This is a genomic window from Pseudomonas sp. IT-P4, assembly GCF_949767755.1.
GTDB classification, from domain to species: Bacteria; Pseudomonadota; Gammaproteobacteria; order Pseudomonadales; family Pseudomonadaceae; genus Aquipseudomonas; species Aquipseudomonas monachiensis.
In genome coordinates, this window is the sequence record NZ_CATKPX010000033.1 from 43741 (window position 1) to 57072 (window position 13332).

The 13332-nt window shown below is 59.1% G+C and carries 14 protein-coding genes; 4 read left to right on the plus strand and 10 right to left on the minus strand.

The window, feature by feature from the left end; all coding sequences use genetic code 11:
* Positions 1-31: 31 nt before the first annotated feature.
* Positions 32-481 carry a YcgN family cysteine cluster protein gene (locus ACM6IT_RS13315; RefSeq protein WP_095945369.1) on the minus strand — a complete coding sequence of 150 codons (450 nt, stop codon included), beginning with the start codon at positions 479-481 and terminating at the stop codon, positions 32-34.
* A gap of 164 nt (positions 482-645) precedes the next feature.
* Here ACM6IT_RS13315 and ACM6IT_RS13320 point away from each other — a divergent pair, with 164 nt between their 5' ends.
* Positions 646-1239, plus strand: coding sequence for a nitroreductase family protein (locus ACM6IT_RS13320; RefSeq protein WP_414918155.1), 594 nt, complete (start codon positions 646-648; stop codon positions 1237-1239).
* 91 nt (positions 1240-1330) lie between these two features.
* Here ACM6IT_RS13320 and ACM6IT_RS13325 read toward each other — a convergent pair whose 3' ends face one another.
* The 6 genes from ACM6IT_RS13325 to ACM6IT_RS13350 form a co-directional block, all read right to left on the minus strand.
* Positions 1331-2263, minus strand: a complete 933-nt coding sequence (locus tag ACM6IT_RS13325; RefSeq protein ID WP_414913206.1) for a D-2-hydroxyacid dehydrogenase — start codon at positions 2261-2263, stop codon at positions 1331-1333.
* Positions 2264-2384: 121 nt separating this feature from the next.
* Positions 2385-2678 (minus strand): YcgL domain-containing protein, encoded by a 294-nt coding sequence (locus tag ACM6IT_RS13330; protein WP_056721318.1) that lies wholly within the window; start codon positions 2676-2678, stop codon positions 2385-2387.
* Positions 2675-3808: a ribonuclease D gene (gene rnd, locus ACM6IT_RS13335; RefSeq protein WP_056721316.1), complete on the minus strand. Its 1134-nt coding sequence runs from the start codon at positions 3806-3808 to the stop codon at positions 2675-2677. Before rnd ends, ACM6IT_RS13330 begins: the two co-directional genes overlap by 4 nt.
* Positions 3809-3931: 123 nt before the next feature.
* The gene (locus ACM6IT_RS13340; protein WP_056721314.1) at positions 3932-4582 is read right to left on the minus strand and encodes a class I SAM-dependent methyltransferase; all 651 of its coding nucleotides are present in this window, start codon (positions 4580-4582) and stop codon (positions 3932-3934) included.
* 72 nt (positions 4583-4654) lie between these two features.
* Positions 4655-6304 carry a phosphoethanolamine transferase gene (locus ACM6IT_RS13345; RefSeq protein ID WP_414918156.1) on the minus strand — a complete coding sequence of 550 codons (1650 nt, stop codon included), beginning with the start codon at positions 6302-6304 and terminating at the stop codon, positions 4655-4657.
* Between the two features lie 189 nt (positions 6305-6493).
* Positions 6494-7876 (minus strand): glutamine synthetase family protein, encoded by a 1383-nt coding sequence (locus ACM6IT_RS13350; RefSeq protein ID WP_414913204.1) that lies wholly within the window; start codon positions 7874-7876, stop codon positions 6494-6496.
* A gap of 472 nt (positions 7877-8348) precedes the next feature.
* Between ACM6IT_RS13350 and ACM6IT_RS13355 the strand changes: the two genes are divergently transcribed.
* The 3 genes from ACM6IT_RS13355 to ACM6IT_RS13365 all read left to right on the plus strand — a co-directional run bounded on the left by ACM6IT_RS13355 (position 8349) and on the right by ACM6IT_RS13365 (position 11516).
* Complete coding sequence (locus tag ACM6IT_RS13355; protein ID WP_414918157.1) at positions 8349-9533, plus strand: cyanate transporter; 1185 nt, start codon at positions 8349-8351, stop codon at positions 9531-9533.
* A 13-nt stretch (positions 9534-9546) separates the two neighbouring features.
* Entirely contained in the window at positions 9547-10464 is a 918-nt protein-coding gene (locus ACM6IT_RS13360; protein ID WP_056721307.1) for a DMT family transporter, read from the plus strand.
* Between the two features lie 113 nt (positions 10465-10577).
* Positions 10578-11516 carry a LysR substrate-binding domain-containing protein gene (locus tag ACM6IT_RS13365; RefSeq protein WP_414918158.1) on the plus strand — a complete coding sequence of 313 codons (939 nt, stop codon included), beginning with the start codon at positions 10578-10580 and terminating at the stop codon, positions 11514-11516.
* A 3-nt stretch (positions 11517-11519) separates the two neighbouring features.
* On the opposite strand, the gene ACM6IT_RS13370 is transcribed toward ACM6IT_RS13365, so the two are convergent.
* The 3 genes from ACM6IT_RS13370 to ACM6IT_RS13380 all read right to left on the minus strand — a co-directional run bounded on the left by ACM6IT_RS13370 (position 11520) and on the right by ACM6IT_RS13380 (position 13197).
* The gene (locus ACM6IT_RS13370) at positions 11520-11885 is read right to left on the minus strand and encodes a 5-carboxymethyl-2-hydroxymuconate Delta-isomerase (protein ID WP_414913202.1); all 366 of its coding nucleotides are present in this window, start codon (positions 11883-11885) and stop codon (positions 11520-11522) included.
* 57 nt (positions 11886-11942) lie between these two features.
* Positions 11943-12869 carry a LysR substrate-binding domain-containing protein gene (locus tag ACM6IT_RS13375; protein WP_056721301.1) on the minus strand — a complete coding sequence of 309 codons (927 nt, stop codon included), beginning with the start codon at positions 12867-12869 and terminating at the stop codon, positions 11943-11945.
* Between the two features lie 136 nt (positions 12870-13005).
* Positions 13006-13197 (minus strand): YegP family protein, encoded by a 192-nt coding sequence (locus ACM6IT_RS13380; RefSeq protein ID WP_056721298.1) that lies wholly within the window; start codon positions 13195-13197, stop codon positions 13006-13008.
* Between the last annotated feature and the right edge of the window lie 135 nt (positions 13198-13332).

Consider the following 13332-nt stretch of genomic DNA (forward strand, 5'->3'; position numbering starts at 1 on the left):
ACTCCTTCGTGAAACGTTGAACTTCAGGCAGTCAGCCTGCGCGGAAAATCAGGTGATCTTCCCAGTCATCCTCCGGCACGCTGCCTTCGGCGAGCATGCGCCCGGACTGGGAAATCCGCTCGTGATGAACGGCATCGCGATCACCACACACAAGGTGATGCCACAACGGCAGGTCCTTGCCTTCACTGACCAGGCGATAGCCGCAGGTCGGCGGCAGCCATTTGAATTCGTCGGCCTTGCCCGGCGTGAGCTGGATACAGTCCGGCACGGAGTCACGACGGTTGGGATAGTCCTTGCACTGACAGGTTTTCAGATCCAGCAACTTGCAGGCGATGCGCGTGTAATAGACGCTGTTGTCGTCTTCGTCTTCAAGCTTTTGCAGGCAGCACAATCCACAGCCGTCGCACAGCGACTCCCATTCCTCCTGATCGAGTTGATCGAGGGTCTTGCGTATCCAGAACGGTTCTACTTTGGCGGCCATGGTTCGAGTATCGACATCAGGTGGTGAAAAGGCCGCCAGTCTAGTGCCCGTAGCCCCTTGGGCCAAGCATTGGCGACTGTCGGTAGAACGGGCTTGTCAGTTTTTGCGCCGCCAAGTAGGGTTTTGCGTTGCTCCCACTTTCAAACGTAGCCAGGAATCTCTTGATGAGTGCCAACCCACGCGTTGCCGATTACGCCATTCACCCTCAGTTCACCGAGCGCTGGTCGCCCCGTGCCTTCACTGGCGAAACGATTCCAGAGCGAACCCTGCTGAGCTTCTTCGAAGCCGCCCGCTGGGCACCCTCGGCCTACAACTCGCAACCCTGGCGTTTCCTTTACGCACGTCGCGACACGCCGAACTGGGAGCGTTACCTGGGCCTGCTGAACGAATTCAACCGCAGCTGGGCTCAACATGCGTCGGCCCTGGTGATCGTGATTTCGAAAACCACCTTCACCGCGCCTGGCGCCACCGAAGAAACCCCGGCCCTGTGGCACACCTTCGACACCGGTTCCGCCTGGGGCCACCTGGCCTTGCAAGCGAGCCTGAGCGGCTGGCACACCCACGGCATGGCCGGCTTCGACCAGGAGCTGACCCGCAAAGAGCTGAACATTCCTGAAGGCTACGCCCTGCACGCGGCCGTCGCGGTGGGTAAGCTGGGGGACAAGGCGAGCCTGGCGGATTACCTGCAAGCCCGCGAAGAACCAAGCCCGCGTCGTCCGTTGAGTGAGTTGGCGGCTGAAGGTGACTTCACCCTCTAACAGCAAAAGATCGCAGCCTGCGGCAGCTCCTACAGGTGTACACATAACCCTGTAGGAGCTGCCGCAGGCTGCGATCTTTTTTCGTTGCGCCTTAGTACCCGCGATCGAAATCCACTTCCCCGCGCAACGCCTCTCCTGCCTGATACGCCCGCAGGTTCTCGACAAACAGCTTCACCATCATCGCAGGCGAAGTCGGTGCCGAGCTGTGGCCGGTCAGCAACAGGCCCCAGGCCGTCCAGAACGGATGACGCTGGGGCAAGGGCTCCTGACGGCACACGTCGATCACTGCGCCCGCCAGATGACCTTCCTTCAAGGCTTCCACCAGATCCGCATCGACCACCGCCACACCGCGTCCGGCGTTGATGAACAACCCGGTCGGTTTGAATTGCTTGAACAGCGCCGCGTCGTAGATATCGTGGGTTTCCACGGTGTTCGGCAGCAAATTGACCACGTAATCGACTTCGCCGACCAGCCGCGGCAGATCCGCCAGTGAACCGACCTCGATAAACGGTGCCTGCTCCCGCGCCGTGCTGGCAACGCCATACAACTCGACGCCAAACGGCACGAGGAACTGCGCGACACTTTGACCGATATCACCGGTGCCGACGATCAACACCTTGCGTCCCGCCAGGCTCTGGACCTGGCGACTGTCCCACTTGCGCTCGACCTGGCTGACCAGTCGCGCCAGTACTTCACGTTCGTGACCAAGCATATACGTGAGCACGTACTCGGCCATGACCTGGCCGAAGATTCCGACCGCACGGGTCAGCCGATAGTCCCGCGGCAAACCATCGGCCAGCAGCGGCGTGATGCCTGCCCAGGTCGATTGCAGCCATTGCGGTTGATGGCCCTGGCGCAACAGGGTCGCCAGCAAATCAGGCTGGCCGAGCCACACCGGGCAATCGGCGGCCTGGCTGGCCAGTTCGGCGGAATCACCGCTGGTCAGCACCTCCAGATCCGGTGCCGCCTCGCGCAACAGTTGGGCGTACACGGGGTGGTCGTGTTCAGCAATCAGGACGCGCATGCTTCAAACCTTTCAAAAACGGTGCAGACGGCCGCCGACGGAGCAAGTGCTCCGCCGATGCTGCCAATCGCTAAAATCAATCAGTGTTTCATAACCACGCTGAACAGAGTCTGTCTGCCGCTCACATCGGATCGTTGCGACGCAACAACTCTTCCGGCAGGTGCTCGATATACTCGTCTTCGGCAGGTGGCATTTGCAGGTGATAGCCCTGTTTTTCGAGGTTATCCAGCACGACCGTGATGTCCTCGCGCGACAGTTTGCGCTCGGGGCTCAGCACCAGGTCGAACGCGTGGATAGCCTTGCCGAAGGCTGCCATCAGGGACTCCGGCACGCGCTCCAGAGCATCGCTCTTGAGCACATACAGGTACATTTCGTTTCTCTTCGAGCTGCGATAGATGGAACAAATACGTTTCAAGGCTGTTCTCCGGCGGTGGCCAGGCTGTCGAGCAGCGCCTGGCCCATCAATTCGCGGCGCCAGCCACGCAGCGAATCAGGCAATTGGTAGGGACCATTGGGGAAGCCACTTTTAAGCAACGCTTCCAGGGTTTTCTTGCGCAGCATCAGTTCCGGCGCGATGTTCAGGCGCTCGGCTTCGGCCTGGCCTATGGCCTTCATTTGTTTGAGCAACGCAGCAGCATCCACCGGCAACGGCTCCGGCACGGCTGGCGGCCATTGATCAGGCGACACACTGCCAGAGCGCTTGATCAGATCAAGCAGAAACTCGCCGTCCTGACGCACGGTACGCGGGTGCATGTCTTCGATTTTCGCCAGGGCGCCGAGGTTATCCGGTTGCGTACGCGCCAGCGGCCACAACGAATGCTCGCGGATAATCCGGTTGCGCGGCAGATCGCGGACCCGGGCTTCCTTTTCGCGCCAGGCGCAGAGCTCACGCAAAACGGCGAGTTGGGCGCGGGACAGCTTCCAGGCCAGCTTGGCATCGCGATAGACCTCATACGGATCGATCTCGCGGCGCAGGTTGGCCACCAGTTCGGCGCCGTCTTCCAGGACCCAGGCGTATTTCTCGTCAGACAACTTTGGACGCAGCTTTACGAAAACTTCAGCCAAATGCACGGCGTCTTCGGCGGCATAGCTGATCTGGGTTTCGGAAAGCGGACGTTGCAGCCAGTCGGAACGGGTTTCACCCTTGGGCAGGTCGATGCCGAGCACTTCCTGCACCAGTCGCGAATAGCCCATGGAAAAACCGAGGTTCAGGTAAGCGGCAGCCAGCTGCGTATCGAACAGCGGCGCCGGCAGGCTGCCGGTCAGGCGTAGCAGGACTTCGAGGTCTTCGCTGCACGCGTGGACAACCTTGAGCACCGCCGGGTTTTCCAGCAACGCGGCCAATGGCTGCCAGTTGTCGATGGTCAGCGGGTCGATCAGATAGGCGCGAACGCCATCACCGATCTGCAGCAGGCCGGCGATTGGGTAGAAGGTGTCGACCCGCATGAATTCGGTGTCGAGGGCAACGAATGGCAACTGCTGCCACTCGGCGCACAACCGTCCGAGGCTATCGTTGTCGCGAATCCAGTGAATATCGATGGCCACACGGCTCTCCCTTGAAGAATGGCGCGCAGTATATATCGCCCCCGGCGATTTCCGCGCATCCACTGAACAAGAGCGTTAGCGAAAATTACTGCGTGACATAAAGAATAGTCCTACAAAGCCGAGCTAGCTGGTCTTACCCAGCACGTAGACCCGCATGCGCGCGCATCCGGGGAAAAAGTCCTGATGGCTGAGCAAACGGAAACCCGCCTGCCTGAACTCGCTTTCCACCTCGGTCTTGCTCGGTAACGGCCCTTCCACACCCGAACGCGCGCCCTTGAAAAGACCGTCGAGGCGCACCGCGACAATCACCGTATCGCGACTGACCCGGTAAAACTCGCCCAGCATCGCCAGACGATGTTGCGGGTTATGGAGGTGCTGGAACAGTTGCATGCAAAAAATGCAGTCAACCGCGTTCTCCGACAAGCCAATCGAGAACGCGGAGCTTTGGAAGGTCTTGACCCGCTTCAACAGGCTCTGCGAATGATGTGTCCGGGCATGATCGAGGATGTCCTGGGACGGATCCGTCGCGAGGATCACCCGATTCGCGTGCTCGGCCAGCACTGGCCAAAACCGCCCCACACCACAAGCCACATCAAGGATCAAGCCAGGCTCGCCAGCGACCTTGAGTGCATTGTGCACCAGGCGCTCCTCACGCCAGAGCGCCAGACGCCCGCCCAGATCCGGTGCTTGCGGCCGGAGGCAGACGCGCGCGTGCTCCTGGTCGTAGCGCCGGGCGATCTCAAGCTCGATGGCGGATGGGGGCTGAGCGGACATGTGCAATGGCTCTTGGTAAAAGTTCTACTGACCGCAGGTCGGCGGCCGCCGCGAGAAACAGAATGGGAGTGCTCAATCCTTGGCCAACACGCCGTCGGTCACTGGACCACGACATCCTGCAAACATGTCCAGATCCTGGTTGTAGACCTTGCTGTTGACCTCCAGCAGCCCAAGCATCGAATGGAACAGGTTGTCCTGGCTCAGGGATTTTTCACGGCTCTGTTGCAAGCAGCGGGTATCTACCGCAAACGATTTTTTATAGCTGTCGGAGAACCAGGCAAACATGGCTACATGCTTTTGCTGCTCCGGTGCCAGCATGTAAGGCGTGCCGTGGAGGAACAAGTTGTACTCACCCAGGGACTCGCCGTGGTCCGACAGATACAGCATCGCGGTATCCACTTTGTCCTGGTTGTTGCGCAGCAGATCAATCAAGGTCGACAGCACATGGTCGGTATAGACCAGGGTGTTGTCGTAGCCGTTGACGATACTTTCGCGACTGCAATTGTTCAGGGCATTACTCTCGCAAACCGGGGTGAAGCGCTCGAACTCTTTCGGGTAACGCTTGAAGTACTCCGGACCGTGGCTGCCCATCTGGTGCAAGACCAGTACCGTGTCCTTGTCCAGGGTATCGATGAAATGCTGCAGCCCTTGCAGCAGGATTTCGTCGCGGCATTCACTGTTGGCGCACAGCGCCGGATCTTTCAGACTGCTGACGTCCTGAAGGGTGACGCGATCGCACGTACCTTTGCAGCCAGACTGGTTGTCACGCCAGATCACGTCGATACCCGCGTGCTTGAGCACGTCCAGCAGACCTTCTTCGTTCTTTGCCTTGCTGGCGTTGTAGTCCTTGCGCCCCATGTTGGAGAACATGCAAGGCACCGATACGGCAGTTTCAGTACCGCAGGAATGCACGTCGGTGAAAGCGATCAGGCCATCTTCCTTACTCAGTTTCGGAGTGGTGTCACGGTTGTAACCAAGGATGCCGAAGTTTTCCGCCCGGGCACTTTCACCCACGACAAGCACCGTCAGGGATTTGCGCCCGTGAGTTTGCCAGGCCGGATTGCGCCGGGCATCTTCACCGAGCTTCACAAAAGGTTGATGTGCAGACGCGACCTGCTCACGCAAGAAACCAGCCGAGGCACCAATGTAATTGCTTGGCACCACCATCAGGCGCAACTCGTGGTGATTGCGAAACAGCGAAGACAGGCCTTGATAGTTAACCAGTGCAACACCACCAATGACCGCTGCCGAGGCAAACGCCACCAGAACTTTACTGAGTAGTTCACGGTGCCAACGACGATAATTAATCGGCATCTTCCACAACAGCCAGGACGGTAAAACGCCGAGCAGAAAAATATAAACAAATAATTTGAGCGACAGTAAGTCACGCACTTCCGTGGCATTGGTTTCAGCGAAGTTACGCAACATGCCGGTGTCGATCAGAACACCATACTGGCTCATGAAATACGCCGCGCCAGCGCTGGTCATGAACAGCAGGGTCAGGACCGGCTTGAGCAGCGGCCGGAATGCCAGCAGGGTCAGCACAATGTTGAAAGCCGCAAAGATCATCACCCCGAAGGCCACGCGCATGACGATGCCTTTGCCATCGGACGCGGTGATTTCGAACAGGTGTTGCCAGAGTACATAATTGAAGCCAACTAACAAAAATGCACTGGCAATCAGCGTCACCCATTCGGGGCGCACGGATTTAATCTTAAGCATGAGTTTCGGCGGGTCCTGAAAAAGGTGTCTCCGACAAATGTGAAAATTTCATTTACCGAGACAGCCCTGATTTTAGGTAGCCAACCATCAATTTTTTGTGAAAAATAAGCCAACAATTAGTTGGCTTATTTATCCCGCCTTACACTTACAGAGCATTTGAGAATGGTTCAGCCCTGATTCAGATCCGACTCAGGCCTGATGCAAATACCAGCGCCAGTCCTGCTCACCGACCTCCCCCATGAATTGACGATATTCAGCGCGCTTCACCGCAAGGTAGACGCCGAGGAATTCGCCGCCGAAGGCTTCCCTGGCCCAACTTGAACCCTCCAGCGATCGCAAGGTGGTCAGCCAGTCTGTCGGCAACAGTTTCGCAGCCTGGGCATAGCCATTGCCTTCCACCGGCGCACCGGGATCGAGCTGTTCGCGGATACCGCGATGAATACCGGCCAGAATTGCTGCAGCCGCCAGATAGGGGTTGGCATCTGCGCCACAGATTCGGTGTTCGATGTGCCGGGAATACGCCGGCCCGCCAGGTACGCGCAGGCTCACGGTGCGATTGTCCACGCCCCAGGTGGCCGCCAGGGGCGCATAGCTATTGGCCTGGAATCGACGGTAGGAGTTGGCGTTGGGGCAGAACAGCAACAGCGAATCGAGCAAGGTACTGAGCATGCCGGCGACGGCCTGCTTGAGCAGTGGCGTTCCATCCGGGGCCTGGCTGGCGAAGAGGTTGTTACCGTCCTTGTCCGCCAGGCTCACGTGCATGTGCATCCCGGTGCCGGCCAGGTCATCGAAAGGCTTGGCCATGAAGCAGGCTGTCATGCCGTGCTTGTGCGCCACCCCCTTGACCAGACGCTTGTAGCGCACCGCCTCATCCATCGCCTGTAGCGCGTCGGAGCGGTGCTCAAGGGTGATTTCCACTTGCCCCGGCGCGTATTCGGAAATGGCCGTGCGCGCCGGAATCCCCTGGAGCTTGCAGGCGCTGTAGAGATCGGCCAGGAATGGTTCGATCTGTTCAAGCTCGCGCAACCCATAGACCTGGGTACCGTGCGGACGCCCGCCATCGACATCCCGTGCCGGTTGAGGTCGGCCATTGCTGTCGCGTTGCTGATCGAGCAGGTAGAACTCCAGTTCCGCTGCCATGACCGGGTAATAACCGTCGGCCTGCAAACCCTCGATGACTTTGGCCAGCAAATGACGAGGATCGGCAATGGTGGCGGGCATTCCCTCCGTCGGGTGCATGCTGACCTGCACGGCTGCGGTTGGTATCAGACGCCACGGCATACGCGTGAGGCTGCCGCTGACCGGGTAGGCCCGGCAGTCGATATCACCGACGTCCCAGACCAGCCCGGAGTTTTCCACGTCGTCGCCGTTGATGGTCAAGCCGAGGATGGTGCTCGGCAATGGCCGCCCGCTTTCATACACCGCCAACAACTCGTCACGATGGAGCAACTTGCCCCGTGGCACACCGTTGTTGTCGAGGATGAACAGCTCGAACATTTCAATGTCCGGGTTCTGCTCCAGAAAGGTCAGGGCTTCTTGTCGGGTGGCAAACGAGGTCGTGGCACAACTCATGGGAACTCTCTTTTTCCGTGTCAGACGGGCACCCAAAAGCACCCGCACGTTAATCCCGCCATCGAGCGGAATATGTAGGAACAATCAGCGGAAAAAGCAGGAATCCGGCGGGCGCGCATGGCGGCAATGCCACAGCGCCCAGAAAGCCAGTTCAGACGGAAGTGCAGAGAGGTTTGGCGCGGTGGCGGGCGTGAATCGACGACCAAGGCTCGACGCCCGAGCGTCGATGGATGCCTTGAGGTGGATTGCGACTGGCCAACCGTCCATAGAGAGAACCGCAGAAAACAGATGACCCGCAGCGTCACACGACAGCTTAAGTCGTTAAATCAGGATTTGAAGAACCTTGGATATCGTCTGGCTAAACATTTAGCTGCGACATGTATTTAATTTCTAAATACTTCGCCGGAATTTCTGATTTGCCGCCTCCAGGCCACGCGCGCCTAATCGGAACCCTATTGTTCTAGGTCCGATCATGGAAAACACCCGAGCCACTTCCCGCCCTGCCCTCTGGCTCATGTTCAGCATTGTCCTGGTTGCCCTGAACCTGCGCCCTTCCATGGCGGCTGTCGGGCCTCTGCTGTCGGCGATTCGCGACGACATTGCGCTGAGCTTCAGCCAGGCTTCCCTGCTGACCATGTTGCCGGTGACGGCCATGGGACTGGCGATGTTTGTAGGCCTGCGCGTCAGCCAGCGATTCGGCGAGCAGCGCACGGTGGTGTTCTCGTTGCTGATCATCGGCGCGGCCACATTTTCGCGGTTGTTCCTTGATTCAGCCGCGCAGTTGCTCCTCAGCGCAGTGCTGGCAGGTATCGGGATCGCCTTGATCCAGGCCCTGATGCCGGCGCTGATCAAATCCCGCTTCAGCGACCACGTTGCCCTGTGCATGGGACTCTACGTCACGTCGATCATGGGCGGTGCCGCCATGGGTGCTTCCTTTGCGCCGCTGGTGATGGAGCGTACCGGCAGCTGGCGTATGGGCCTGGCGATCTGGGCCGTTCTCGCCGTGCTGGCGTTGCTCTTCTGGCGTAGGCAAAGCGCGGGGATGCCGACACTGGACTCGAGGGCATGCAGTAAAGGTTCGTACTTCGCCAATTCCCGCGCGTGGTTACTCGCTATTTTCTTCGGCCTGGGCACTGCGTCCTACACCTGTGTTCTGGCCTGGCTGGCGCCGTACTACGTGGAAAAGGGCTGGAGCGAACAGCATGCCGGATTGCTGCTCGGGTTTCTGACTGCCATGGAAGTGCTGTCGGGCCTGCTGACGCCCGTCATCGCCAACCGCAGCCGCGACCGCCGCGTCGTGCTGATGGTGCTGCTGACACTGATCATCGCCGGTTTCTGCGGACTGATTCTGAGCCCACGGCATTTGAGCCTGATATGGCCATGCCTGCTGGGGCTGGGCATTGGCGGCCTGTTCCCGATGAGCCTGATCGTATCGCTGGATCACCTGGACAATCCCGTGCGTGCCGGTGGCCTGACGGCATTCGTGCAAGGCATCGGCTACTTGATCGCCGGCCTGTCGCCGTTGCTGGCGGGGATCATCCGCGACCGGCTCGGCAGTTTTGAATGGGCCTGGTGGTCGCTGACGGCGGTCATGGCGCTGATGATGCTGATGGTTTTGCGCTTCAACCCAAGGCACTACAGTCGCCACATCCATTGATCCGGAGCCTGCCATGAAAACCACCGGTTTTGCCGGCGCTCACGCCAGCATGCTGCTTTGGGCCTTGTTGATCGCCGCATCGTTTTCCGCGGCGGCGCAAGTCAGCCAGGCCATCGACCCGATCCTGCTGACCGGTTTGCGCCTGCTGTTTTGCGCCTTGGTGTTTCTGCCACTGTTACTGCTCAAAAGCGATGCCGTCATGACCGCCCGCGCGCTGTTCGGTCACGCGGTGCTCGGCCTGCTGCTGGCGCTGTACTTCGGTTCGCTGTTCGAAGCACTGCGCTACACCTCGGCCGTCAATACCGGGACGATGTTCACGCTGGTACCACTGATGACCCTGGGTTTCGAAGCCGTGTTGGCACCTGACAGCCGTCTGAAACGACGGATTGTGCCGATGCTGCTCGCCGCCGCTGGGGCAGTTTTGTTGATCATGAAAGGCACCGGCCCCAGCGAGTTGCCATCGCCCTATGCATTGACGGTGTACGGCATCGGTTGCCTGGCGATGGCGCTCTATGCCCCCCTCAGCCAGCGCCTGAAAGCCGATAGCCTCAAGGGACGCGGGCCGGTGCCCTTGACGTTCTGGAACATGCTGTTCGGTGCGCTGTTTCTGCTGGTGTTCTGTGGATTGAGTGGCGGTTGGCGCTCGGCATCACTACTGACGCTCAACGATTTCTATTGGCTGATGTACCTGGCGGTGTTCGCCACTCTGGCGACGTTCTGGCTACTGCACCGGGCCATCGGCGTGATCGCACCGTCCTCGGTAATTTCCTACATCTACGTGAGTACGCTGTTCATCACCTTGTTTCACTGGCTATGGGGGCGCCAGATGCCGCTGCCGCTGGAAATGGCCGGCGCGGTGCTGGTGGGCCTCGGCATGTTCGCGCTGTTGATGTCCAGCCGCCGCGCCGTGTCGGCGATGGTCCAGGGTTGACAGGGTCTTGGGCGAAACGTCCTGCAAGGCGTTTTCCCTGCTCGCTCATTCCGCTAGGATGATTCACCCACCTTGCACACGGTCAGCGCAAGGGACGTAGCGAGACGCCATGGATGCTGAACAGTAATTCGCTTAGAAAACTCGACATGCAGGACCTCATGGTGTTCGTCGCCGTGTATGAGCAGAACAGCGTCACAGCCGTATCCGAGACGCTTTGCGTCAGCCAGTCCACGGTAAGTTACTGCCTGAAAAAAATGCGCACCGGCTTCGAGGACGAACTGTTCATCAATACCCGTACCGATGGCATGCAGCCCACCGGCAAGGCCAGCGCGATGTACCCTCACGTGCTGAAAATCCTCGAAAGCATCAATCTGTGTCACGCAGGCTTACCCACATTCGATCCGGGCCTGCAACCCGTGACCTTCAATATCTGCGCACCGGAATACTTCGAGCAACTGATCCTGCCGCGCCTGTTGAAAACCTTCGACCTCGCCGATCTTCCGGTGATGGTCAATGTGTTCAAACTCCAGGCCGATATCCCAGCCGAAGCGTTGCGCGAAGGCAGCCTCGACCTGGTGATGTGCTTCGGCCCGAACTTTCATCGCAGTCACGTTGACTTCAAATCGCAGACGCTGCTCGAAGATGATCTGGTGTGTGTTTTCGACAAGCACGCCACACCGACGGAACCACGCCTGAGCCTGCAAACCTATGTCGAACGTCGACATGTGTTCCCGACACCCTGGACGTCCGCCACCAACATGGTCGACGGCTGGCTCGCGCAGCAGGCACAACAGCGCCAGATCGTCGCACGCGCCAACAGCTACAGTGCAGCGCTGAAGCTGATTACCGGCACCGACTATGCCCTGACCCTGCCCCGGCGCATCCAGCGATTGCTGGCCAGTGCAGACACCTTCAATCACTGTGAAGCGCCCGAAGGCTTGCCGGGTTTCAGCCTCGACATGCAGTGGAACCAAAGTGTCGATCAGGACAGCGCCAACATTTGGCTGCGAGCGCAAATGATCCGGGCCTGCGTCGAGCAGGAAACGGCCTGATACTCAGTTGTTGATGGCGGTCTTGCTGTAGGAGTCGCGATCGATGTCGAGAATTTCCACGCACAACTGGACCTCAATGCTGCTCGGCCACTCACAAAGGTCCTGCACTACCGCCAACAGGCTTTCAGACAGCTGTTTCTTGATCTCTGAGGAACGACCACTCAACAGCGCCAGTTTCACATGCACGAACGCCCGCTCAGCCAGTGCCGTGCCGACCTTGAACGTCTCGACCTTGACCGCGCGGCTCTTGATGTCGAATTCGGCAGCAAACTGACCGGAACCCACCAACGTATTGTTCAACCGCATCAATGCCACATCGGCATTCAGATCAGTCAGGTTGGCGGTGTATTCCATGTGCAGGTGAGGCATGAGTCAGTTCCTGTAAGTGGGTGGAAAGATCGTACATATAGCACAGCGCAGCCCTGTTCATTCGGGCAGCGGCAAAACGGCACGCTCACTCATGAACGCTTCCAGGCGCGAGCGCAACCAGCGTTCGGCAGGGTCGGTATCGACATGACTGAGCCAGACCATGGACAGGTCCAGGGTGGGTGTCTGGATGGGAAAGGGTTCCTTGAACAGCACTCCCGATGCAGCCATCGCCTCGGCGGTGTAGTCCGGCAGGCTGGCAATCAGGTCTGTCCCGGCAAGCAGGGCCGGCAAAGAACTGTATTGCGGGACCGAGAGCACCACCTGGCGCGTTCGGCCGATGTCCGCCAGCCACTCGTCGGCGTAGCCACTGACGTTGGCGGTATGGGACACCAGCACGTGCGGCCGGGCGCAATATTCATCGAGGGTCAGCGGTGTGTCGGAGGCATCGGCGCGCAAAATGCTGGGCTGGATGTGCCGCAGCAACTTGCGCTTGGCATTGGCCGGCAAGCCACGGGTCTGGCTGATACCCACCGTGATATCGCCGGACGCCAGCAAATCGGGAATCCGCCAGTAATCGACATGCTGCACCACAAATACCACGTTGGGCGCTTCCTGGCGCAGCGCTCGCAGCAGTGGCGGCAACAGGCCGAACTCGACATCGTCGGACAACCCGATGCGGAACGACATCGTGCTGCTGGCCGGGTCAAAATCATGGGTCAGGCTCAAGGCCACGGACAACGAATCCAGCGCCGGCGACAGGTGCCTGATGATTTCTTCGGCCCTTGCCGTCGGCTCCATGCGATGGCCAACACGTATGAACAGCGGGTCATTGAACATCGCACGCAAGCGGTTGAGCGCGGAACTGATGGTCGGCTGACCGAGAAACAGCTTCTCCGCCACCCGAGTGACATTGCGCTCGAGCATCAGCGTTTCGAATACCACCATCAGGTTGATATCCGCCTTGCGAAGTTCGTTGCGATTCATCCACTGCCCCCCGATCCCTAAATCTGCAGACAGTTTAGGTAGCGGATGCGACTGCCGTCTATCCGACTCAGGTCCAACAGCCTGACGCAGATTGAAAACAAAGCTGCCCTGAACGAGCAGCTTCATCCTCCTCAAACTAGATTTCCTTGATCGGGGTCTGCTCGCAGGTCCCCTTGATCAAACTGATTGCATGCAGGCAATCGGCCTTGTTGACGTACGCCTCCCCGCTGGCAATCGTTTCATGATTCCCTGCCCTCAACCGCCAACGCCATTGGCCCTTGCCAGTCAGGACAGTGCCGCGGATTTGTCTGTAAATCTCAAAATACATTGCTCGCTCCTTGCGATTGCTGGTGACCGCAGATCGGTGATCTGCGGTCACCAGAGTAAAGGAGGCGCTTCCAGGGCGATTACTTGCAATGTCAGGGGATATTTCGCACAGGTGACCCTGAACAGCTGCGTGCGC

Bases quoted from the DNA above. Each gene is read 5' to 3' on its own strand.
- ACM6IT_RS13340 (WP_056721314.1), bottom strand. From the start codon at position 4,582: ATGTCCGCTCAGCCCCCATCCGCCATCGAGCTTGAGATCGCCCGGCGC.
- ACM6IT_RS13315 (WP_095945369.1), bottom strand. From the start codon at position 481: ATGGCCGCCAAAGTAGAACCGTTCTGGATACGCAAGACCCTCGATCAA.
- ACM6IT_RS13360 (WP_056721307.1), top strand. From the start codon at position 9,547: ATGAAAACCACCGGTTTTGCCGGCGCTCACGCCAGCATGCTGCTTTGG.
- ACM6IT_RS13375 (WP_056721301.1), bottom strand. From the start codon at position 12,869: ATGAATCGCAACGAACTTCGCAAGGCGGATATCAACCTGATGGTGGTA.
- ACM6IT_RS13325 (WP_414913206.1), bottom strand. From the start codon at position 2,263: ATGCGCGTCCTGATTGCTGAACACGACCACCCCGTGTACGCCCAACTG.
- ACM6IT_RS13350 (WP_414913204.1), bottom strand. From the start codon at position 7,876: ATGAGTTGTGCCACGACCTCGTTTGCCACCCGACAAGAAGCCCTGACC.
- ACM6IT_RS13355 (WP_414918157.1), top strand. From the start codon at position 8,349: ATGGAAAACACCCGAGCCACTTCCCGCCCTGCCCTCTGGCTCATGTTC.
- ACM6IT_RS13345 (WP_414918156.1), bottom strand. From the start codon at position 6,304: ATGCTTAAGATTAAATCCGTGCGCCCCGAATGGGTGACGCTGATTGCC.
- ACM6IT_RS13370 (WP_414913202.1), bottom strand. From the start codon at position 11,885: ATGCCTCACCTGCACATGGAATACACCGCCAACCTGACTGATCTGAAT.
- ACM6IT_RS13380 (WP_056721298.1), bottom strand. From the start codon at position 13,197: ATGTATTTTGAGATTTACAGACAAATCCGCGGCACTGTCCTGACTGGC.
- ACM6IT_RS13365 (WP_414918158.1), top strand. From the start codon at position 10,578: ATGCTGAACAGTAATTCGCTTAGAAAACTCGACATGCAGGACCTCATG.
- ACM6IT_RS13320 (WP_414918155.1), top strand. From the start codon at position 646: ATGAGTGCCAACCCACGCGTTGCCGATTACGCCATTCACCCTCAGTTC.